This is a genomic window from Acidilutibacter cellobiosedens (genome assembly GCF_004103715.1).
Lineage (GTDB): Bacteria > Bacillota > Clostridia > Tissierellales > Acidilutibacteraceae > Acidilutibacter > Acidilutibacter cellobiosedens.
Map to the genome: position 1 here is coordinate 707,824 of NZ_CP035282.1, position 23,278 is coordinate 731,101.

General features: G+C 33.6%; 23 protein-coding genes. 19 read left to right on the top strand and 4 right to left on the bottom strand.

Translation table 11 applies throughout. The features are described 5' to 3' along the window. Nucleotides 1-13 precede the first annotated feature (13 nt). The 16 genes from manA (at nt 14) to EQM13_RS03435 (ending at nt 14,992) form a co-directional block, all read left to right on the top strand. Entirely contained in the window at nt 14-964 is a 951-nt protein-coding gene (manA, locus tag EQM13_RS03360) for a mannose-6-phosphate isomerase, class I (protein ID WP_114218242.1), read from the top strand. A gap of 105 nt (nt 965-1,069) precedes the next feature. Then, complete coding sequence (recD2, locus tag EQM13_RS03365) at nt 1,070-3,271, top strand: SF1B family DNA helicase RecD2 (RefSeq protein WP_114218241.1); 2,202 nt, start codon at nt 1,070-1,072, stop codon at nt 3,269-3,271. Between the two features lie 9 nt (nt 3,272-3,280). Then, nucleotides 3,281-3,946, top strand: coding sequence for a ComF family protein (locus EQM13_RS03370; protein ID WP_071140403.1), 666 nt, complete (start codon nt 3,281-3,283; stop codon nt 3,944-3,946). Nucleotides 3,947-3,959: 13 nt separating this feature from the next. Next, on the top strand, nt 3,960-4,382 hold the full coding sequence (locus tag EQM13_RS03375; RefSeq protein WP_128751947.1) for a TIGR03826 family flagellar region protein: 423 nt from the start codon (nt 3,960-3,962) through the stop codon (nt 4,380-4,382). Between the two features lie 49 nt (nt 4,383-4,431). Continuing rightward, nucleotides 4,432-4,713 carry a flagellar biosynthesis anti-sigma factor FlgM gene (locus EQM13_RS03380; protein WP_128751948.1) on the top strand — a complete coding sequence of 94 codons (282 nt, stop codon included), beginning with the start codon at nt 4,432-4,434 and terminating at the stop codon, nt 4,711-4,713. A gap of 15 nt (nt 4,714-4,728) precedes the next feature. Beyond that, the gene (locus EQM13_RS03385; protein WP_128751949.1) at nt 4,729-5,199 is read left to right on the top strand and encodes a flagellar protein FlgN; all 471 of its coding nucleotides are present in this window, start codon (nt 4,729-4,731) and stop codon (nt 5,197-5,199) included. A 2-nt stretch (nt 5,200-5,201) separates the two neighbouring features. After that, complete coding sequence (gene flgK / locus EQM13_RS03390; RefSeq protein ID WP_128751950.1) at nt 5,202-6,611, top strand: flagellar hook-associated protein FlgK; 1,410 nt, start codon at nt 5,202-5,204, stop codon at nt 6,609-6,611. Between the two features lie 22 nt (nt 6,612-6,633). After that, complete coding sequence (gene flgK / locus EQM13_RS03395; RefSeq protein ID WP_240662991.1) at nt 6,634-8,046, top strand: flagellar hook-associated protein FlgK; 1,413 nt, start codon at nt 6,634-6,636, stop codon at nt 8,044-8,046. A gap of 15 nt (nt 8,047-8,061) precedes the next feature. Then, nucleotides 8,062-9,027 carry a flagellar hook-associated protein FlgL gene (gene flgL, locus EQM13_RS03400; protein ID WP_128751951.1) on the top strand — a complete coding sequence of 322 codons (966 nt, stop codon included), beginning with the start codon at nt 8,062-8,064 and terminating at the stop codon, nt 9,025-9,027. 67 nt (nt 9,028-9,094) lie between these two features. Beyond that, nucleotides 9,095-9,544 carry a flagellar assembly protein FliW gene (fliW, locus tag EQM13_RS03405; protein ID WP_128751952.1) on the top strand — a complete coding sequence of 150 codons (450 nt, stop codon included), beginning with the start codon at nt 9,095-9,097 and terminating at the stop codon, nt 9,542-9,544. Then, nucleotides 9,545-9,769 (top strand): carbon storage regulator CsrA, encoded by a 225-nt coding sequence (gene csrA, locus EQM13_RS03410; RefSeq protein ID WP_128751953.1) that lies wholly within the window; start codon nt 9,545-9,547, stop codon nt 9,767-9,769. 116 nt (nt 9,770-9,885) lie between these two features. Continuing rightward, nucleotides 9,886-10,902 (top strand): flagellin N-terminal helical domain-containing protein, encoded by a 1,017-nt coding sequence (locus EQM13_RS03415; RefSeq protein ID WP_128751954.1) that lies wholly within the window; start codon nt 9,886-9,888, stop codon nt 10,900-10,902. Nucleotides 10,903-11,280: 378 nt separating this feature from the next. Further along, nucleotides 11,281-11,451, top strand: a complete 171-nt coding sequence (locus EQM13_RS03420; protein WP_114218233.1) for a carbon storage regulator — start codon at nt 11,281-11,283, stop codon at nt 11,449-11,451. A gap of 179 nt (nt 11,452-11,630) precedes the next feature. Then, entirely contained in the window at nt 11,631-12,683 is a 1,053-nt protein-coding gene (locus EQM13_RS03425; protein ID WP_128751955.1) for a flagellin N-terminal helical domain-containing protein, read from the top strand. A gap of 213 nt (nt 12,684-12,896) precedes the next feature. Beyond that, a complete protein-coding gene (locus EQM13_RS03430; RefSeq protein ID WP_128751956.1) occupies nt 12,897-14,735 on the top strand; it encodes a motility associated factor glycosyltransferase family protein in 1,839 nt (612 codons plus the stop codon). Nucleotides 14,736-14,794: 59 nt separating this feature from the next. Continuing rightward, nucleotides 14,795-14,992: a YjfB family protein gene (locus EQM13_RS03435; protein WP_114218230.1), complete on the top strand. Its 198-nt coding sequence runs from the start codon at nt 14,795-14,797 to the stop codon at nt 14,990-14,992. A 73-nt stretch (nt 14,993-15,065) separates the two neighbouring features. Here the strand turns inward: EQM13_RS03435 and EQM13_RS03440 are convergent, their stop codons facing one another. From EQM13_RS03440 to EQM13_RS18680, 3 genes are all read right to left on the bottom strand, one after another. Further along, the gene (locus EQM13_RS03440) at nt 15,066-15,293 is read right to left on the bottom strand and encodes a hypothetical protein (protein WP_114218229.1); all 228 of its coding nucleotides are present in this window, start codon (nt 15,291-15,293) and stop codon (nt 15,066-15,068) included. Between the two features lie 81 nt (nt 15,294-15,374). Next, a complete protein-coding gene (locus EQM13_RS18925; protein WP_128751957.1) occupies nt 15,375-15,878 on the bottom strand; it encodes an oligopeptide/dipeptide ABC transporter ATP-binding protein in 504 nt (167 codons plus the stop codon). A 17-nt stretch (nt 15,879-15,895) separates the two neighbouring features. Next, complete coding sequence (locus EQM13_RS18680; RefSeq protein ID WP_240662992.1) at nt 15,896-16,180, bottom strand: ABC transporter permease subunit; 285 nt, start codon at nt 16,178-16,180, stop codon at nt 15,896-15,898. Nucleotides 16,181-16,883: 703 nt separating this feature from the next. On the opposite strand from EQM13_RS18680, the gene EQM13_RS03455 reads away from it, so the two are divergent. Beyond that, nucleotides 16,884-20,597 (top strand): flagellin, encoded by a 3,714-nt coding sequence (locus EQM13_RS03455; protein WP_128751958.1) that lies wholly within the window; start codon nt 16,884-16,886, stop codon nt 20,595-20,597. A gap of 76 nt (nt 20,598-20,673) precedes the next feature. Further along, the gene (locus tag EQM13_RS03460; protein ID WP_128751959.1) at nt 20,674-21,066 is read left to right on the top strand and encodes a hypothetical protein; all 393 of its coding nucleotides are present in this window, start codon (nt 20,674-20,676) and stop codon (nt 21,064-21,066) included. A gap of 179 nt (nt 21,067-21,245) precedes the next feature. Here EQM13_RS03460 and EQM13_RS03465 read toward each other — a convergent pair whose 3' ends face one another. Continuing rightward, complete coding sequence (locus EQM13_RS03465) at nt 21,246-21,989, bottom strand: DeoR/GlpR family DNA-binding transcription regulator (RefSeq protein ID WP_206172793.1); 744 nt, start codon at nt 21,987-21,989, stop codon at nt 21,246-21,248. Nucleotides 21,990-22,208: 219 nt separating this feature from the next. On the opposite strand from EQM13_RS03465, the gene EQM13_RS03470 reads away from it, so the two are divergent. Then, nucleotides 22,209-23,111 carry a glycyl-radical enzyme activating protein gene (locus EQM13_RS03470; protein WP_128751961.1) on the top strand — a complete coding sequence of 301 codons (903 nt, stop codon included), beginning with the start codon at nt 22,209-22,211 and terminating at the stop codon, nt 23,109-23,111. Nucleotides 23,112-23,278: the final 167 nt, after the last annotated feature.

The following is a 23,278-nucleotide window of genomic DNA, read 5'->3' on the forward strand; positions in this document are numbered from 1 at the left end:
ACAAAACAAGGGGATGATTGATATAGGCGCAATATTTTTTGAACCTGTTTTTAAAGAAAAAATATGGGGCGGGGACAGCCTTAGAAATTTCGGATATAATTTGCCTTCCGATAAAACCGGGGAATGCTGGGCTTTTGCTGCTCATCATAATGGACAAAGTATTGTAAAAAACGAAGAATATAAAGGAAAAACTCTTGGAGACCTTTGGAAAAACAATAGGGAGTTATTCGGTAATATTAAAGGAGATAAGTTTCCTTTATTAGTAAAGATTATTGATGCTAAAGAGGATCTTTCCGTTCAGGTTCATCCCGATGACGAATATGCATTTAAAAATGAAAACGGGGAATCAGGGAAAACCGAGTGCTGGTATATAATAGACTGTAAAGAGAATTCACAGCTGATATTGGGAGTAAATGCACAAAGCAGAACAGAGCTTGAAGAAATGATAGATAATAGCAGATGGAACGAATTATTAAGGACTATTCCCATAAAAAAAGGAGATTTTGTTTTTGTGCCGAGCGGAACGGTACATGCCTTGAAGGGAGGAACACTGGTATTAGAAATACAGCAGAATTCGGATATAACATATAGGCTGTATGATTATGACAGGAGAGATTCCAAAGGAAATCTTAGAGAGCTTCATATTGAAAAATCTAAAGCAGCTATAGAAGTGCCTTATGTGGATAAACAATTTAAACCTGTCGTGAATAAGTTCAAAAATATTATTGAAACTAAGTTAGTTAAATGTGATTATTTTACCGTATATAAATTTGACATAAAAGGAAAAGTAAGATTAAAGCAGGATCATCCGTTTATGCTGTTCAGTATAATAGATGGGGAAGGAAATTTAACAGTTAATGAAAAAATATACAAAATTAAAAAAGGAGATCATTTCATGCTTCCTAAAGGCGTAACAAGCTATATTTTAGAAGGCAAAATATCCTTAATTGTATCATATATATAAAAATGTTTATAGACATGGCTTCCAAAATAGTATTCATAGGAAGCCTTTTTTGTGATATTATTATGTTATAATACATATAAATAAGATTTGCACGGGGGAATGAAATTGGTTGCAGTAGTAGGGACAGTAGCTGAGATAATATATAGGAATGAAAAAAATGGTTATACCGTATTATCGTTGGAAACGGATAATGATTTAATTACTATTGTCGGATATATGCCTGTTATAAATATGGGGGAAACAATAAAGGTTGAAGGAGAATGGACATTTCATTCTATTTACGGGGAACAACTGAAGATATCGAATATATCGACGGTGGTTCCTTCTACATTAAACGGAATAGAAAAATATCTTTCCTCCGGTCTTATTCCCAATATGGGAGTTAAAACCGCCAAAAAGATAATTGAAAAATTTGGCTTGGATTCTTTGGATATAATCCAGTACAATCCTGAAAGATTGAAGGAGATAGAAGGGATAGGCGATAAAAAGCTGAAAAAAATAGTTGAAGCCTTTGAAGAGCAAAAGGACATGAGAGATATAATGGTCTTTCTTCAGCAATACGGAATTACGATATCTTACGGTATCAGAATATATAAAAAATGGGGGAAAGATACAATAAAAATTATTTCTGAAAATCCTTACAGGTTATCTGAGGATATATTTGGGATAGGATTTAAGACGGCGGACAAGATTGCTCAGAATATGGGAGTTGAAAAAAATTCTCCTTATAGAATAATGGCGGGAATTAAATATAAGATTATGGAATTTGCAGGGAAGGGACATTCTTATGTGCCGGAGAATGAGCTTGTTTTGGAAGTATCGGCTATGCTCGATATTGAAATAAATGAGGTAGAAGAGGGATTAAGAGAGCTGGCATTAAAGGGAGATCTGCATTTGGAAAGTTCAGAGATGGAAACTCTTGTCTATTATACTCCTTTCTATAAGGCGGAGTCTAATGTAAGCAAAAAGATATTGGAACTTTCGAGGGTGAAATTACCTCAGTTAAATTTAAAAATAGAGGAAGATATTGAAAGAATAGAGAAAGATGAGGGAATACATTTTGCTTTAAAACAAAAAGAGGCAATAAAAGAATCGGCAGAGAACGGATTGCTTGTTATTACAGGGGGGCCGGGTACAGGCAAGACTACTACTATAAATGCCATTATCAAAATTTTTGAAGAAAAAAATATGAAAGTTATATTAGCTGCTCCCACAGGAAGAGCCGCAAAGAGGATGAGCAACGCTACAGGAAAAGATGCCAAAACAATTCACAGGCTTTTGGAATATTCTTTTTTGGAAGAGGATATGGCTTTCAGCAAGAATGAGGAAGATCCTATTGAGGGGGATTTGATAATAATAGATGAGGCCTCAATGGTTGATATTCTTCTTATGAATAGTCTTATGAAGGCAATTGCTCCCGGAACAAGGCTTATTCTTTTGGGAGATGTGGATCAGCTTCCTTCGGTGGGGCCGGGAAATGTGCTGAAAGATATAATTAACAGCGGCATAGTAAAAGTTGTTCAGCTTAACGAAATATTCAGGCAGGCTGAAGAAAGCATGATTATAGTTAATGCTCACAAAATCAACAGAGGAGAAAATCCGGTTTTAAACGTAAAGGATAAGGATTTCTTTTTTATTCATAAGAAAACTCCCAGGGAGATATCGGATATCATATTGGATCTATGCAGTTACAGGATTCCTGATTTTGACGGATATGATAAAGTTAAAGATATTCAGGTTCTGTCACCTATGAAAAAAGGAGAAGTGGGAATTAATTCTCTGAATCAAAAGCTTCAGAATATTCTTAACCCAAAGGGAAAGGGAAAACAGGAGAAACAAGTAGGAGAGGAAATATTCAGAGTAGGGGATAAGGTAATGCAAATAAAGAACAACTACCGCATAGAATGGAAAACGGCTCAGGGAGAAGAAGGAGAAGGAATTTTCAATGGAGATTTGGGAATTATAGATGACATTGATGAGGAAGAAAAAAAACTTAAGGTATTATTTGATGATGAACGAAAGGTTGAATACGATTTTAACGAGATTGATGAGCTTAAACTTGCTTATGCAATAACAGTACATAAAAGTCAGGGAAGTGAATTTCCAGTAGTGATAATACCTATCTGCTGGGGCCCTCCCATGCTTCTTACGAGAAACCTTCTTTATACCGCAATAACGAGGGCCAAAAAATTAGTAGTACTGGTAGGAGAAGAGAAATATCTTTATATGATGATTAACAATAACCGTATTGATAAAAGATATTCGGGACTTGACAGCAGAATCAGAAATATGATGACAATTATTTAGGAGGATTTTATGGAAATATGGAAAGAATTTGAGGACATGCTCTTTCCGGAGAAAGGAATATGTTTTTTCTGCGGGGAATATTCTGATGAGATTTCTCATTATATTTGTCATCAATGTAAGAGCAGAATAGAATATTTAAACAAAGATATTCCCTTTGAATTTTCCTACGTTGACAGAATTGCATATTCTCTTTTCTACAGCAATTTCATACGAGAACATATATTTTTATATAAATATCACGGAAGAGGGTATCTTTATAAACCTTTTGGAGAAATACTAATAAATACATTTTTAGAAAGATTCTCTCCGGAAGATATAGACATAATTACTAATGTGCCCATTCACAGAAGGAAGAAAGCAATGAGAGGTTTTGACCAGTCGGAACTTTTGGCAGGTTACATATCCCAAAGGATGAATATATATAATTCAAGAAAAAATTTATTGAGGGTAAAGGAAACTAAATCTCAAAATAAATTAAACAAAGAACAGAGAAGAACGAACATAGAAGGTGCATTTCAGGTTAGAAAAAAGGAAGAATTTGGAGGTAAAAGAATACTTATTTTGGACGATATAATAACTACAGGAATTACTTTTGAGGAAAGCGCAAAAGTATTAAAAGATTGTGGCGCAGAAAAAGTATATGGGCTGGCATTGACATCGGGGATGAAATTTTAAAGGAGTGAAAAACATGAATTTGAGAAATTGCAGAAGGTGTGGAAAAGTTTATGCCTATGACGGATTTGATCTATGTCATGACTGCAGAATGATAGATGAGAAAGATTTTGAAAAAGTCAGAGCGTATTTAGATGAAAATCCCAGTGCGGATATTAATGAAATATCTGAGGAAACTGAAGTAAGTACAAAAAAAATAATAAAATTTTTAAGGGAAGGCAGATTGGAATTAAAAGATGAAAATAATTTTCTTTTACTCTGTGAAAGATGCGGAAAACCTATTAGAAAAGGAAGATTTTGCGAAAAATGTACCGCACAATTGGAGAGAGAACTTAAAAGAGCAATAGGACAAGAAAGAAGTCTGGAAGATCTTCCTAAGGATTCGGCAAGAGAGAGAATGAGAGTAATAGAGAGAAAAGGGAAAAAAGATCTAAAGTAGAATCTTTATTTTTCCGATAATAATATCAAGAAGGGAAAGGGGTGTTTTTATGAAAATAAATGGAATAAACAAGACTTTGGAGGTATATGAAAACATTGAAATTAAGAGAAGTAATGACATCAGGGGAATATCAAAGAAAGATGAACTTAAACTTTCGGATAAAGCAATGGATTACGGCATTGCATTGAAAAAGCTGAAAGATGTTCCCGAGATCAGAATGGATAAAGTAAAAAAAATTCAGGATGAAATAAAGACAGGAGTGTATAAACTTGACGGGGAAAAAATAGTAGAGAAAATGTTTCAAGAAGCTAATTTTGAAAAAAGAATATAACTCGGTGGTGAGCGTATGACCTTTAGTGAAGAATTAACCGAACTTCTTTTGAAGGAATCGGAAGCTTTGGAAGAGCTTAAGAATATTACCTTTAAAAAGACAGACGCACTTATTGAAGGAAATATAAAGGAGCTTGAATTGATTGTCGAAAAAGAAGAAAGGATTATTAATTTAACGGCATCTTTGGAAATAGAAAGGGAGAATCTATTGGACAATTGGGGATTAAAAAAAGATACTCCCATTTCCGACATAATAAAATCGGTTCCGGAAGGTGCCGAAAAATTGGAAAAATTAAAAAGCGAAATGATTGATAATGTTAAGGAAATAAAAGAAAAAAATGAATTCAACAGAAAGCTGACTTTAGATTCTATTGAATGGATAGATTTTAATGTAAATCTTCTTTCTTCTTTTCAGACTTCTTCTATATATAACAAGAAGGATAATGAGATAAGTCAGGGGAACAGTATATTTGATAAGAAGGTGTAGATATGTCATTTGGAGGATTATATATTTCCGTATCGGGAATTAAAGCCAATGAGAGATCTTTGGATACTATTTCTCATAATATTGCTAATGTAAACAATGCTGATTATGTAAGGCAGAATGCAATTCATGCATTCAGCAGGTATAGAAATATTGAAAACGGAAGTATTCAAGTAGGAACAGGGGTCAATGTTCAGGAAATAAGGCAGATGAGAGACGAATTTTTAGATTTGAAGTACAGAAAAGAAAATACAATTTTAGGATACTGGCAGTCTCAAGGTGATATTTTGGGGGAAATAGAAGCTGTATTTAATGAGAAAACCGATTCTCAAACAGGGCTTCAGGATGTATTAAACGAATTTTGGGACGGTTGGGACGAGCTGTATAAGGAAGCGGACAGCCTTACGATCAGGGGAGTTCTCCATGAGAGAGCGATATCTTTAACGGAAACCATAAACCACATGAGCGATCAACTCAATTCTATTCAACTGGATTTAAACAAGGAAATTCTCAATGAGGCAGAAAAAGTGAACACATTACTTTCACAAATTTCCGAATTGAACTCAAAGATAACTATGACGGAATCACCGGGTTCGAATATAAAGGCTAATGACTTCAGAGATGAAAGAAATGCTCTTATCGATGAACTGTCTGAACTTCTTCCGGTGGATTATTATGAAAGCAATAACCATGGAATAGTTGTAAGTTTAAACGGAAGAGATTTGATTAACGGGGAATATTCCAATCCTATAGAGATTAAAAAAGACAGCAGGGGATTCGGATATCTGTATTGGTCGGATACGGGAGAAGAGATTCAGCAAAAAGAAGGCGGACGGCTATTCGGATATATTCATGCAAGAGATGTGGTTATCGATAAATACAGGGATAAACTCAATATTTTCGTTAAAACCATAGCGGATGGAATAAATGAATGTGTCAAGAAAGGATATGATTTGGAAGGAAATCCGGGAGTATCGTTTTTTTTAGGTAATTTACCTGACGGCTCCGATATAGATGCATCAAATATAAGGGTAAACCCGGAATTGTCTAATTTTAATAAAATAGCAGTATCAACAGACCCTACGGAACGGGGAAACGGCGAAATAATCAAAAAATATATAGATGATTTAAAAGATAAAAAATTCAGCGAACTGGATGGTTCCACATTTGAGGTTTATTATAGGAATGTAATACTGGACTTAGGAATAGACGGGAATCAAGCAAGCACTATTGTTCAAAACCAAAATTCCCTGCTGAAAGAAATATCCGACAGAAAGTCTTCCATATCCGGTGTATCTTTGGAAGAAGAAATAACCGATATGATTAATTATCAACATTCATATATCGCAAATACAAGGGTGTTTAATGTCATAGATGAAATGATGGATTTGATTATAAACAGAATGGTTCAATAAACGGAAGGAGTGATTGAAATTGATGTTGGGATTTAATACAGCAGTATCGGGACTGCTTTCAAGTCAAAGAAGCCTTTATGTAACAAGCCACAATTTTTCAAATGCGACTACTCCCGGATACTCAAGACAGATAGCTTATCAAAGGGCAACAGATCCTTATTATGCTCCTGGGGTCGGATATATAGGAACGGGTACGGAGATATACGATGTGTGTAGAGTGAGAAATTCCTATGTGGATTATAAATATTGGAATGAAAACGGATCTAAAGGAGAATGGGAGACAAAAGCCGAATCATTGAAAGAGTTGGAAATTTTGTTTGGCGAGCCTTCAAACAACAGCTTCAGGCAGTATATGGATGATTTCTTCCAATCATTGGAGGACTTAACTACCAATCCTTCCGATTCTTCTTACAGAGAACCTGTTCGTGAAGCTGCTTTGGCGCTGACAAAACATATAAATGAAACCGCTGAGCGACTAGTAAATGTAAAGGAGGAAACTTCCTTTCAAATAGAGGCCCAAGTGAAAAAAGTAAATGATATTGCAGCTCAGATATCATCTTTAAATGGGCAGATCTATTCTTTGGAAATAGACGGAAAGACTGCCAATGATTTAAGAGATAGAAGAGAACTCTTGGTTGATGACCTTTCAAAGATAGTTAATGTTCAGGTAGATGAATATTCCGACGGAAAGTACAGAGTAAGCATCGGCGGAATTGCTTTGGTAAACCATAAGGAAGTAAGTGAAATAAAATATGAATCGGAACTCCAATGGGCAAATGGGAATGTACTGAATTTAAAATCAGGCTCTTTGAAAGCTCTTCAGGAATTATATGAAGGTAATGGTGAAAACAATACTTACAGAGGAATAAACTTTTATATAAATAAATTGAACACTTTCGCTCATGTATTTGCCGATACAATAAATATTCAGCATAAGGCTGGGGTAACATTGGATGCGACAAATATAAACGCGGGAAGCGAAATTAAATTTTTTGATATTTCGGATTCCGCAAATCCGGCTCTTACATTAACTCTATCCGAGGAGATATTGGAGAGTGTTTCAAACATTGCGGCAAGGGCTGCCGGTACGGGGGTTGAGAATGCCGACAACCTTCAGGCCATAATAAAATTGAGGGAAAATAAAACTTTCTTCAGCGGAGGAGTATCTCAGGGAACACCCGATGACTTTTTAAAATCCATCATTTCCAACTTAGCCGTTGACAGTACTCACGGGAAAAGAATGGATTCCAACGAAGGACAGATTATTAAAAACATACTTGAAAAAAGAGAATCGGAATCGGGAGTATCGACGGAGGAAGAGACGACGAATATGATAAGGTTTTTAAATTCCTATAGAGCTTCCTCGGAGATGATATCTACTTTGGATCAGATATTGGATGTAGTTGTTAACAGACTGGGAGCAGCAGGAAGATAGAAAGAGGTGAAAAATATGAGAATAACAAACGGAATGATGATAAACAATATGCTGTATAATGTAAATCAGAATTTGGCGAGGCTGGAAAAAATTAATCAACAATACTCAACCCAAAAGAAATTTTCCCTGCCTTCGGATGACCCTATAGGAGTCAGCAAAAGCCTTAAATTTAATACCGACTTATCAAAGATAGCTCAATATAAAAGGAATGCGGAAGATGCCGATGCATGGATGACAGAGACGGAATCGGCTCTTACGGAGATAGAGACTATTTTCCAAAGAGCAAATGAGCTTGCCGTTCAGATGGCTAACGGAACATATAAAGACGACTTAAAAAATACCAAGGAAGAAATAGACCAGATGAAGGAACATCTCATTCAGATATCCAACACGACCTATGCGGGAAGATACATTTTCAGCGGATTTAAAACGGATCAGCCCCTTCTTGATGATGATGGAAATTATGCCATACCTTTGACTATGAATGGCGATAAAGCTGAAATATTCGAGTATAATGTAGGGGTATCGGAGGCTGTAAAGGTGAATACCTTGGGAGGAAGGGTGTTTGGGACTGTCAAAGCGGACGGCACGGAAGACTTTTCGAGCAATATTACTCAAGATGATGTTGCTTCCGGAAAAGGAAGCTATTTAGTGGAAGTGCTTCAAAAATTCAGCGATGCCTTAGGCGGCACGGAACCCGTTGAAGATGAAATACAAAATACCATTGGGAGAATAAAAACTTCTCTTAATCAGATTTTATCGGTGAAATCTGAAATAGGGGCAAAGGTAAACAGGCTTGAACTTACTCAGAAGAAATTGAATTCACAGGTTCAGAGCACTAAGGAACTTATTTCGGATAATGAAGATGTGGATTTGTTTGAAATTGTAATATCTCTGTATAAAGAAGAAAATGTATATACGGCAAGCTTATCTGCCGGAGCGAAAATCATCCAACCTTCTCTTCTTGATTTTCTATCATAATACAAATGTCAATTATGGCTGCCTCTTATATAGAGGCAGCGGTTTGGTATTTAAAGGAGGAAAAATCATGATTTTAAGTACGAAAAATTTTGGGGATATAGAAATAGATGAGGATAAGATCATATCATTTCCCGAAGGAATACCGGGATTTGAAGATGAGAACAAATTTGTAATCATCAGCAATCCCGATGAAGAAAATCCTTTCCACTGGCTTCAGTCTGTAAATACTCCCGGCCTTGCCTTTGTGATCATAAATCCTTTTTTAATACTTAAAGACTATTCTTTGGAACTTCCTTCCTCGGCGGTAGAAAAGCTGGAACTTGGCAGTGAAGACGATGCCGCAGTATATTCTATAGCGGTAGTTCCCGAAAAAATCGAAAATATAACCATTAATCTTTTGGGCCCTATAGTTATCAATTGGAAGAAGAAGATAGGCGGCCAGGTAATCCTTGATGATGAAAAGTACAGTACAAAGTACCGTGTCTTTCCTAAAGATACGGCGAGTGAGGTGGGATAGATGCTCATACTCACAAGGAAGAAGGATGAAAGCATATTAATCGGAAAAAATATAAAATTGAAGATAATATCCATAGAAGAGGGCAAGGTAAAGATAGGGATTGAAGCCCCCAAAGATGTTGAGATACTCAGAAAAGAACTATTGGATACCGTAGAAAAAGAAAATATATCCGCAGCTGAGAGCAATATGGATTTAGATAAATTAAAAGATTTGATTAAAAAATAAATAAAAAAATTGTTGAATTAACTAAACTTAAATTTATTTTTGTCGATAAAAATACTGTAAGAAGAAATCTTACATAACGGCATGGAAGCCGAATAAAAATCAGGGAGGAATATATAATGAGAATTAATAACAACATGATGGCTATGAATGCTCACAGACAATTGTCAATCAATAATGACAGCGTGTCAAAATCTTTGGAGAAATTATCATCAGGTTACAGAATCAACAGAGCAGGAGACGATGCAGCAGGTCTTGCTATATCAGAAAAAATGAGAGGCCAAATAAGAGGACTTAATATGGCATCAAAGAATGCCCAGGATGATATATCTCTTATTCAGACAGCAGAAGGTGCATTAAACGAAACTCATTCAATTCTTCAAAGAATGAGAGAATTAGCTGTTCAATCAGCAAACGACACAAACGTTTCAGTAGACCGCCAGGCTCTTCAAGCAGAAGTTGACCAATTATCATCAGAAATTACAAGAATATCAAAGGATACTGAATTTAACACTCAAAAATTGTTAGACAGTTCCTTTGAGGACAAAGTATTCCATATAGGAGCCAATCAGGATCAAAATATAAAACTAAGTATAGCTGATATGGGCGGAAAAGCAATAAAGGTTGAACAAGAATATACAGTTGATAGCAATGATTTAAAAACCGGTACAGGTACAGCAGCTACAACTGTTGCTAAGTTTGTTAGTGTAGGAGGTACAATAGGTACTACTACAGCTACTGTAGCCGGATATTATGAAGTTGCGGGAACAGCAGCAAGTACTGTATTATTCCGTGCTGCAAATGAAGCATATACTACATCAGCAATAACATTAGGAGTAAATATCTATTCACAAACTGAAGCAAATGTATCGATTACGACAATAAATAATGCAATTGAAAGAGTATCATCCGAAAGATCAAAACTTGGAGCTTTCCAGAACAGATTGGAGCATACAATAAAGAACTTGGACAATGTATCCGAGAACGTACAGTCAGCAGAATCAAGAATCAGAGACGTGGATATGGCGAAGGAAATGATGGAATTCACGAAACAAAATATTCTTTCCCAAGCAGCTAATGCAATGCTTGCTCAGGCAAATCAAGCACCACAGACAGTACTTCAATTATTGAAATAGAAACTTTATTTCAGGGACGATTTTTAATTCAAGGATGAATTAGAAAAGTTAAAACTCAGTATTTTCGACTCAGGGACGAGTTGATATGGTAACCATATTAGCTCGTCCTTTTTCTTAGGGGACAAACACAAGGGGACGGTTCTTCTGTGTTGTTTTACATCAATATATGGTAGGAAAATGATGTCGGTTTTACTTAAATTTAAACGAAATAATGCATATAATCCTAAAGTCCTAAAAATTGTGTCATATATAGAGTACTATAGTACCATATTTTTTAACAAATATAGAATAGTATGGATATAATGTTGTATATATGATATGATAGAAAAGTAGAATTGTAATTATAAATATACTTCATATTCGAGGAGGGAGGTACGTATGTTGGTAATAGGCAGAAGACCAGGGCAATATGTAGTAATCAATAACAATATCAAAGTAAAAGTTGTGAAAAGCGATTCGGGAGACCTCCGATTGGCAATCGATGCACCATCTGATATAAAAATAATTCGAGGTGAGATATACGAAACGGAGGTATTGAAGAAGGCCTAATCCGTATGATTTTTAAATATTTAGCTCATGGATGAGTTAGTTTGGCGGTTACACACAAATTGACTCATTTTTATTTTGGTATCGACAGGGCTGCTCATACCCGGGTAAGCAGAACCTGTTATATATAAATTTGGTGAGAAAGGAAGCTCACTTAAAAAAATTCAAGGAGGGAATATATAATGAGAATTAATAACAATTTAATGGCAATGAATGCCCACAGACAGTTAGGAATCAATAACGACAGTGTAGCAAAATCTTTGGAGAAATTGTCATCAGGGTATAGGATCAACAGAGCAGGAGACGATGCAGCAGGATTGTCAATATCAGAAAAAATGAGAGGCCAGATAAGAGGACTTAATATGGCATCAAAGAATGCTCAGGACGACATATCCCTTATTCAAACATCAGAAGGTGCGTTAAACGAAACTCATGCTATCCTTCAAAGAATGAGAGAATTGGCTGTTCAGTCAGCAAACGACACAAACGTTACAATAGATCGTCAAGCATTACAAGCAGAAGTTGATCAATTAGGATCAGAGATCTCAAGAATATCAAGAGATACAGAATTTAATACTCAAAAATTATTAGACGGTTCATTCCAAGATAAGGTATTTCATATAGGAGCCAATGAAGGACAAAACATAAAACTAAGTGTAGGGAGTATTGACGGAAAATATTTGGGAATTCAAACACAATATGCAGTTGATGGTTCCGGAATAAAAGCAACAGATGCTTCGGGAAATCCTACAGGTAATACTATTGCTGTATTCAAAAATGTAGGAGATACACTTGTATCTGAATCTTCAGGGGTTGAAGAAGTACTTGCAAATACGGCAGGATATTATGTATTGGCAAGTGGAGGAGATGTTACGCAAGAATTATTCCGTACCGCGGATAAAGCATTTGCAAGCGGAGAAATACTAACATTGGGAGTTAACATCTATTCACAAGCGACAGCAGATAAATCAATTACACAGATCAATAATGCTCTTGATAAAGTATCGGCAGAAAGATCAAAATTAGGAGCATATCAAAACAGATTGGAACATACTATCAAGAATCTTGATAATGTAGCAGAAAACTTACAGGCATCGGAATCAAGAATCAGAGACGTAGATATGGCAAAAGAAATGATGGAATTTACAAAACAAAATATACTTCAACAAGCAGCAACAGCAATGCTTGCTCAAGCAAATCAAGCACCGCAAACAGTACTTCAATTGTTGAAATAGTATTATATATTCAGCTATTAAGGGCAGAAGATAAAATCTTCTGCCTAATTTTTTTGCACTGTTCCTGCTTCTCAAATTATGTTAAAATCAATATATGGAATATGGACGTCACTTTGTCCTTGATTTCACTAAGAAATAATACCTTATTTTATAAATATTTCGCATAAAATTACCGATAACATTTAAAGAACTATATATAAAAGGGTTGATAAAATGGATATCAATGTAATTAATAATAATCTTAAAATATTAAAGCTTATGGGATATAATAACATAAAATTGTCTAGTTCTTTTAATATAGAGGAAACAAAAGACGGATTTCATACATACAAATATATTGATGAAAATGAAAAGTCTGTTTATATGCACAGTAAATATAATATTAAAAGAGAAGTTGATTCTGTTTTGGAAAATATAGATTTTAATAGGGATGCACTATATTTGGTTTATGGTTTAGGGTTGGGATATCATATAAAAGAGCTGAAGAAGAGAATCAGCAGTAAAAGCTATATTTTTGTTATAGAAAAAGATATGAACGTAATATCTACATATATTAAAAATGAAGATTTTAAAGAGATATCTGGGAATAATATTTTGTTTTTATTCGGAAGTGAAGATGATATATTGACGTTATTTAACAGCAAAATTTTTGCTTTTAATACTATGCCTCTTTTGGGGAACTTAACATATGTTATACTGCCTTCCTATAATAGAATATATGGGAAATGGATAAACAGCATGAATAGTAAGATTATGGATATTGTTAAGCACTCATTTTTTATGTTGGGAAATGATATGAAAGATACAATAATAGGAATAGAAAATAATTTTGAAAATATCAAAGAATTAATTGAGAGCCCAAGCATAGAAAAAATTAAAGATAAATATAAAAAAGTCCCGGCAATAATAGTTTCCGCAGGCCCTTCTCTTGATAAGAATGTTGACAAGCTTAAAGAGGCTCAGGGGAAATGCCTTATTATTGCAACAGATGCAGTACTTACGACATTGAAAAAACGTGGGATTGTTCCGGATGGAGTGGTTAGTATTGAGAGAGGGGAAGCAACTTACGAAAAATTTTATAAAGATAAAAATATAGATAAAAGAATTGTATTTATAGGCCCTCCCGTAGTAAAAAAAGAATTGTTTCATGAATTAAGGGATAATAAAAAACTTATTTGTTTAAAAAAAGATGAAAAAATCAATGAATGGATAAATAATGATATATTAAATGAAAATAGATTGTTGAGTATGGGAACTTCCTGTGCTCATGTGGCCTTTTCTTTTGTTAAATATGTAGGAGCTGATCCCGTTGTATTTATAGGTCAGGATTTAGCCTATACTTCAGAGGGTGTTACTCATTCTCAAGATGTGGAAGTCAGGACTAAAAAAAATTTGAAAGAAGAAAAGGATATAGTATTTGTAAAGGGTATGAATGGAGAAGAACTTCCTACAAATAGAGTATTCAAGAACTTTTTGACTTGGTATGAACTTCAAATAGCAAACGACAACAGCGGGAGAGAATATATAAATGCTACAGAAGGCGGTGCATTAATTGAAGGTGCCGAATCTATGAAATTAGATGATGTAATAAATAAATATTGTAAAAAGAAAATTATACCGCTTTATGATATTGTTCCTGAAGGAAGGTTTGATGAAAAAAAATATAAAGAGGCCTTGGAAAGAATTGAAGAATTATATCAATATTTTGATGATATCAGGAAGGAAGCAGAAGAACAGATAATAAGATTGAATGAAATAAAGGAAAGAGATAATATAAAGAAAATATTAAAAGAATTGAATAAAGCAGCAAAATTGGAACAGCTCTGCATATCCAACGGTGTTTCAAGAACAATGTTTCAACCTGTTATAATGATGTCGGCAAGCAGGATAAAAATGTTAGGAAATGAATTGACAAGGGATAATGTAAAAGCTAATCTAATTATTCAAAAAAATATGGCAATAGGAATATTGGGAGGCTGCCATGCATTACAAAATTCTGTTTCCAAGATAATTGACAGGCTGAAGTCCGATATTCAGTGTAAAAAAGAATAGAAAAAGCGTGTCAGTAAAAAAGTTTTTAGAATAACAGAATAAATAAAGGAGCTGATAAAATGGATATACCATCTCTATCCATAGCCCTAAGCCAATCCAAACTCTATCAGGAAGTAGGAGTATCCGTCATGGAAATGGCTATGGATTCAATAAAGATGCAGGGAACGGATTTGACTAAAATGATGGAAGCAACCACAAAGATTATGCAGCAATCTGTAAATCCTCATATAGGAGGAAATATAGATATTTCCGTTTAAGAAGAAATTTGCAGGATATAAATGACGAATAAACCAAAACACAGCCGAAAAATTATCTCCGGCTATGTTTTGGTTATAAACTATATTCTACGGGTATAAGTAAAAAATTTTTTTCCCCGATAAAATTTATTATTAAATAGGTTTCGTCATTGAAAAAATACAGAAGCCCTCCGTGTTTTTCGGCAAAGTCCCTTAATTCGTGATAAAAGAGCATATCTTCATCTTTAGTCTCATCGAAACTGTCTCCAGCAAAATCCAAAAGAGCATTTATTTTTTTATCAATTAAATCATTTTTAAACATAGAGATTACCCCCTTGTCTTATATAAACATACCCATATTTCAAAATAAAACAACATAAATTGAAATATTTTATTGAGGGTTTTAATACAAATGGCAGGCAACTACATGTCCGGATTCTTTCTCTGTTAATTTCGGTTCACTTTCATGGCACTGTTTCATTTTGTACTTACACCTGGTGACAAATTTGCATCCTGAAGGGGGGGTAAGGGGACTGGACACATCGAGAGCCGATGTGGGTTCATCATACAGCATAAATTCGGGATTGGTCGATAATGCCCTTGCTATTCCTATTCTTTGCCCTCCGCTGAATTCATGAGGATAATTATTGTATCTTTCTTCCGGGGAAGGAATTTTTACCAATTTAAGCATTTCCACGGTTTTGTTTTTAGTTTTTGCTTTTCCCAATCCCTGATGTTCCCTTATTATGTCTGATATTTGATGTCTTACAGTAAATACCAAATTAAGTGAAGCCATGGGATTTTGAAATATCATAGCTATATCATTGCCGCAGATTACTTTAATTTCACCGATATTGTTAAAAAAAGAAACCTTTAAATTTTTTAAACTTAATAAGGGCTCTTTCAAACTAATCTCTCCTCTTCCTAATCATTATTTGCTTTAGGTTCAAATGCGACTCTGAATACATCTCCTAAAACATTAAAACTAAGTACCGTAAGTAATATCAATATTTCCAGGAATAATGCCAAATAATGGGCATTGCCTATATAACCCTGGGCATATTTGAGTATACTGCCCCAGGATGAATCAGGCTGGCGTACTCCTAATCCCAAGAAAGACAAAGATGATTCCGTCAGAATGGCTCCTGCAGTATTTAAGGCTGATGCTACTATAATTGTGGAAAAAATGTTTGGTATAATATGTTTCAATATGATAACATTTGATTTTTCTCTATAACTTTTGAATATAGTACATACTCTCTTTCCTTAACAGATAGGGTTTCGGCTCTTACAATTGTTGCTATCCCAATCCAGCTGAATAGGCCTATTATTATGATAATGTTTTGAATTTCGGGTTTTAAATAGACATTTAATATGAGTATCAAAAAAAGTGGGGATACTCATAAGTATATCTATGGTTCTCATAATTAAACTGTCAACTCTCCCGCCAAAGTAACCGCTTACTGTTCCAACTATAGTTCCTATTATTGTTGGATATTATCATAGAGAGGAATCCAACTGTCAGAGGCACTCTGCCTCCATACAATGCACGTGCAAAGTAATTTCTTCTCATTTCATCGGTACCGAATATATGCTCTTTATTGATTATTTTTATATGAGTTGATATTGGTATAGCTTAAATTAATGATCTGAATATTCGATATTTACTGTATATATCGGGCGAAAAGGTTCTTTGGTGTGTTTTTAGGGAAAATAGTGAAATTATTCGATTAATAGTACTATACAATGTGAGAAATAGTATGATGTCCCGTTGATTTTATTTAATCTTTTAGCTAAACTTTTTATAATCTTTGCCGAAATACAAAATAGTGGGACCAAAGTCTCAGAAAAAACAGGCTAAATGTACTATGTTAAAATGGATTATTGAAATAATTTATAAAGAAGGCTCTTTATGTATATACAAAATAATATTTTGGGAATTAACTTTTTAAACAATGACAAAAAAAATATAAAGATATTGGAGAAATCCTTAGGTAAGCTGTCTTCGGGCCGAAGAATAAATACGGCAGCAGATGATGCTGCCGGTTTAAGTATATCGGAAAAGATGTGGGGTCAGATACGTGGACTGAAAATGGCGAAAAGAAATGCATTGGATGCCTATTCTATGATGGAAACAAGAGATGGTGCATTAGACGAGGTTCAAAATATGCTTCAAAGGATGAGGGAATTAACCGTACAATCGTTAAATGAGACATTAACGGATGAAGACAGGGGAAAATTACAAACAGAATTCAGAGCCTTGCAGATTTCCGTATCTAAAATCAGCAAGGAATCCCAATGGAATACAAAATTTTTATTTGAACTTCATGAATCCTCATTTTGCAGTTTTGAAGGAAATCAAAGATTTAATCAGATAATAAAAATTTCAGAGGGATTTAATAATGATTTAGAAATATCCGCAGACGGAAATATTACAAATATATTTTTAGAGGGAGGATATTACACAATCGGTGAAATCGCAGATATTATAGATGATAAATTGATAGAGAAAAATCCAAATTTAATTATTAATTTGACTGAAGAAAACGGAATATCCATTCAAAGCGAAAACAGTTCAAACATTGATTATATAAAAGGCGGATTATCTTTTTTATTTTACGACTATCATATGGGTACCCCACCGGGAATGGTAATAGGTGTAACCGAATTTATAAAAGGCGGAAGGTTGAATATCATTCCCGGTAACAATGATAAATTAAATTTTTATATCGGAGCTGACAGAGGGTGTACAATAAGTTTTTTGCCTAAATCGGGAGGGTATTCCATAGATGAATTAATTGATACTATTAATGTTCAATTAAAAACAAAAGGGGAAAATGATGTAAAAGCTATAAAATACTTGGATAAATATATCGCCCTATATTCCAGTAAATATGCTATTACGGGATTAAGCGGAAATATGATTAAAATAGACGGAATTACATCTGTATTATATGATAATGCTAAATACGGCTATATATCAAAAAACCAAGGGTATGTAGTAGGAAGGAAAGATTTAGAAAATGGGATTGTGGTAAAGAAAGGTATAAATGATACCCTTGGACTAAAGGTAGATGATGAAGTTGGGTTTAATGTCATAAATTTATTGGATGAAGAGGAAAACAGCAAAATTTATACTTCAGACGGAATAATAAAAAGAATAAATGACGAGGCGGAAAGGCAGGGAATAGGAATTATTGCTGACGGAATTTCATTTAGGGAAGGCAAAATCAATCTGAGAATACAAAGTAACTATTTTGGCGGTAAAAGTAAAGTTGTATTGGACCCGTATTCCTCTGCATATAATGATCTTTTCGTAGGAGAAAATAGATATAGGCTTAATCCCATAGAAAATTTTGGAAAGGTGACTCAGGCAACCATAGAAGGAAAGTATGTAATAAATAAAATTACAGAGATAAAGAAAGATTATAATGATACTTTGAAATTGACTGTTGACGGGAAAACAGAAACGATTAAATTAAAAGAGAGAAGTTATAATAGCGATGAATTAATTAGTGAAATAAATTTTGAATTGAAGGAAAGGGAACTTAATGCAGCAGCTAAGCTGATGGGACCGACTGAAGATGATAAATATGCAATATTCATTAATAATAGTGAAATCGGAGAAGGCGAGATAAGTATTTCGGAAGATTCAAATGGGTTCGAATACTTATTTTGTAAATCTTACTTTGACATATTGGAGAATAAAGACGGAGAAACAAAAATAGTGGAGGGAGAAGAAGGAATAGTAGGGCCAATAGAGGTTATAGAAACCCCTGCTGTTTTAACGGGAAGAGCGGATTTAAAAAATGGAGTCAATATTGATAATACAAATGATAAATTAAGTTTTAATATGAGCGGGGAAGACATGGAGATTGTATTAGACCATGGAAGTTTTAATGCCCGGGAGTTGTCTTTTATGATAAATGATAAGTTAAGGGGGAAAAATATAGATGTAGGTTTAAAAGAAAATTCTGGCTATGGAACGAATCTTGTATTTACTACTGTAAACAAAGGAAATGGACAATACTTTAGAAATATAGGGGGCTCAGCATACAGTACCGTATTGGCAAAGACCGTATACAGTAAACCTGCCAATAGCGACAGCGGAGTAACTGCAAATTATTCGATTATTGGAAGGACAGATATAGGAAATGATTTTGTAATTGATGATTTAAATAACTTATTGTCTTTTGTTTATACGGATGGAAATAAGGATGAGAATAATGAATATAAATTGGATATTGAATTGGAGAAGAAAACGTATACAGATACAAATATAAATGATTTAGTTTCGGAATTAAATAATAAAATTAAAGATAAATTGAGAGAGAAAGGATTATCTGATGATAAAATATCTGCTGATTTGGTTAATTCCAAGATAAGATTAAATATCAAAGAGCCTGGAGCTGATTATAAATTGAATAAATTTAGCGGAGGTTTTTATGATATGGTATTTGAAAAGGAAGTTATATCTAAACTTCAGCCATATTCTTATTCGGGATATTCTAATTCAAAAGATGAGCAGATTACGTATGTTGTCGGCAGGGAAAATTTGAATAAAGAAATAACAATACACCCATATATAAATGATGTTTTGATTTTTGATTTTCATCATAATTCAAGGACAGAAACTTTTAAACTACACATTGATCCCGGTAAATATACTTCATCTGGAGCTGTTGCAGCCGAAATTCAAAGTAAACTTAATAAAGAATTATTGGAGAGAGGATACGAATCAAATAGTATTAAAGTGCAGATAGGCGGAGTCGACAGCGGTACAGCCATAGATGATGAAAATAAATTAGTAATTAAATATGAGAGTAAAGACGGTATAAACGATAATGGCAGTTATATAATTGACGGGGTTAGGGGAAGTGCTGCTTATACTGTTTTTTATAGGGCGCAAGGAGAGCCGAGTCCGACTCATGCGGTAGGGGTTGTGGATTTAAGCAAAGGAGCTGACATAAAATCCGAGATCAATGATACTTTTATAATGGATATTAACGGAGAAACCAAAACTATTATTTTGGAAGAAAAAAAATATTCTTCCGAGGAATTGTTGAATGCTATAAACAAGGAATTGGAAGAAAAATCAACGAATATTACGGCATCTTATTACGACGGCAGATTAAAGTTAAGTTTTAATGAAGTGGGAGGTAATACAATAGACGGTATTAGGGGAAATGCCAGAGGAACATTATTTTTTAATGTAGGAGGCAGAGAATTTGATAAACCGGAATACTTTCAGATAGGTGCCAATTCGGGGGATACGTTAATTTTTGACAAGCTTCGGATTTCAACCGAATTGATGAGAATAAATACTATTACGATTCATAAATCAAGCTATGCAAATAAAGCTTTAAAAAGAATAGACAATGCCATGGATTATTTATCCGGTGAAAGAGGAAGGATCGGAGCGGTTCAAAACAGATTGTTTTCTGTTATTCACAATAACGAAAATTATGAAGAGAATTTAACTGCGGCCAATTCAAGAATCAAGGATGTAGATATGGCAAGAGAGATTTTAGAATATACAAAACAGATGATACTTAAGCAAGCTCTGCAAAATATGTTTATTAAAATCAATCATTATCCGGAAGAAGTATTGAAATTATTGGATTAGCAGAATACAGTGGGGCAAGCACAGGTTGTTGTAATTTATAATAAAAGTATCAATAAAAACAGAGAGGGGGACTTAAGTGGGTAAAGGTGTTAGAATTTTTTATTTATTTATTGCACTGTTGGCTGTTTTTATTGTATTATTTGATGATTTTTCACTTAAAAGTACTTTATTCGTAATAATAGTTCCTTTAATATTATCAATAGTATTAATAATGTTGTGGGATTATATAAATAAAGTAACAAAGGATTCGAATAGTATATTATTAAAAATAATTAAAGGAGTAGTTAAAGGTACAAGCTATTTTATAATGTTTATTATAGCAATCGGAATACTTATATTTATTGTTGCAGATAGTGCAGATTGGTTAACTGGTATAGATAGTGGGGTATTATTATTAATCGGAGTGATTATATGGTCAACATTTTCCATTACAGGAGCAGTTAATTCTACAAAGAAGGGCTCAAAATAGAGTCCCTTTTCTTTTGGATACCTGATCATAAATATTTATATACTGTTGAGTTGATTTACACTAAACTTATGGGTTTGAGAAATGGGAAGAATAATATGATGGAAATATCGTAAAAGCTGAATAATGTCTTTTTTATAAGAATCCTTGCCTGGTTAAGAGTAATTTATTATTTTATAAACTTATATTGTATTTAATTTGATTTTATGGTTTTCTAAAGTATATTTTATGTCATCGGGGATATCCGTGTCCGTAAATAAATAGTCTACTTCGTCAAAACTAAGAAGATTGACTAAACCACGCTGCATGAATTTACTTGAATCTGTCAACACAATAACATGATTGGCAGATGTAGTCATGGCCTTTACAGTTTCTGCTCTCATAAGATCACTGCTTGTAAAATCTGCATTCATTGAAATCCCATCGATTCCTATAAAAAGTTTATCAACAAAAAATTCAAGAGCACATTTTTTTGTTATAGGACCTACGTTTACTTGTGATCCCTTCTGATATTCTCCGCCAAGTAAAATAGTTCTACAATCAGGGTATTTACGAATATATGAAGCAATAAAAGCAGAGTTTGTAATAATAGTAATATTTTTTTTATTTTTTGCTAATTCTTCTGCAAACATAGCACAAGTAGAACCTGATTCAATCATAACGGTTTCTCCGTTTGAAATTATATCTAAGGCTGAACGTGCTATTTTCTTTTTTATATCATAGTTTATTGATAATCTATTATTGATATCATCACTTTCATTTAAAGTTGCATATCCATGTTCTCTGGAGATAAGGCCTTTCTTTACCAATACGTCCAAATCTTTTCTTATTGTTACTTGCGAAACACCAAGAGCATCGGACAACTTTGACACTTCTATTTTTTTGTACTTGTTTACCAAATCTAATATTTTTGTAAGCCTATCCATTATTTTTCCTCCGTAATTTATAGTTTAGAGGTACCAAAAATAATTATAACATAAATTATTCTATAGTACAACACAGGTTTTGAGTATCAAGCTGTCTGTTTTTGTAATAAAATGATTACTAATGAAATTAAAAATATATATAAACGAAACAAAATATGTTTACAATTATTAAAAAATGAATTATTCTATTTATATAAGAATGGCATTGGAGGTGAAAATATGAACAGTAAAAAGGCTTTAATATTTAATATTCAGAAGTTCAGTATACATGACGGCCCGGGTATCAGAACGATTGTTTTTTTTAAAGGCTGTCCTCTCAGATGCTTGTGGTGTTCTAATCCGGAATCACAAAAAAATGATATTGAAATAACATGGGATGCTTCTAAATGTATAAGTTGTAAACAATGTATAAAGACTTGCCCTCAAGGAGCAATTTATGAAAAAAACGGGATTAAAGCAATTAACAAAAATAGATGTATTATATGTAAAAGGTGTACGGAAATATGTCCTAAGAAGGCTTTTGATACGGAGGGAGAATACAAAACTATAGATGAAGTTATGTCTGAAGTTTTAAAAGACATAGATTTTTATGAAGAATCAGGAGGTGGAGTAACTTTATCGGGGGGAGAAGTCCTTTATCAAGCTGATTTTGCTATCGAATTATTAAAAGAGCTTAATAAATACGGGATTCACAGAGCCGCCGAAACCACGGGTTTTACTTCTCATGATATTTTTAAGAAATTTATTGAGAATGTTGATCTGTTGTTATTTGATATGAAACATTACGATACTCAAAAACATGAACAAGGTACGGGAGTAAACAATGATTTGATTATTGAAAACATGAAGGCAGCAGTAGATAGAGGAAAAGATATAATAGCAAGAATACCTGTTATACCTAATTTTAATAACAGTTTAAGAGATGCAGAAAAATTCAGCGATTTGTTAAATAAAATTGGTATAAAGAAAGTAAACCTTTTACCATTTCATCAGTTTGGCCAGAAAAAATATAAACTACTTCAAAGAGAATATAAGATGGAAAATGTGCCGCAACTTCATCCTGAGGATCTTACTGATTATAAAAAAGTGTTTATAAACAATGGTTTTGACTGTAAAATCTAACTAAAAACTTAAATTTGAAATGTAGAAATAAAGGTAATATAAATCGTAATTAATTATTAACGTAAAATAATTAATTACGAATGAAAATAAAATATTGATTATAGTAACCAAATATGTTATTATATAAATAAGTTATGAGGGAATAGCATCTGTAGAAATTTACGTAA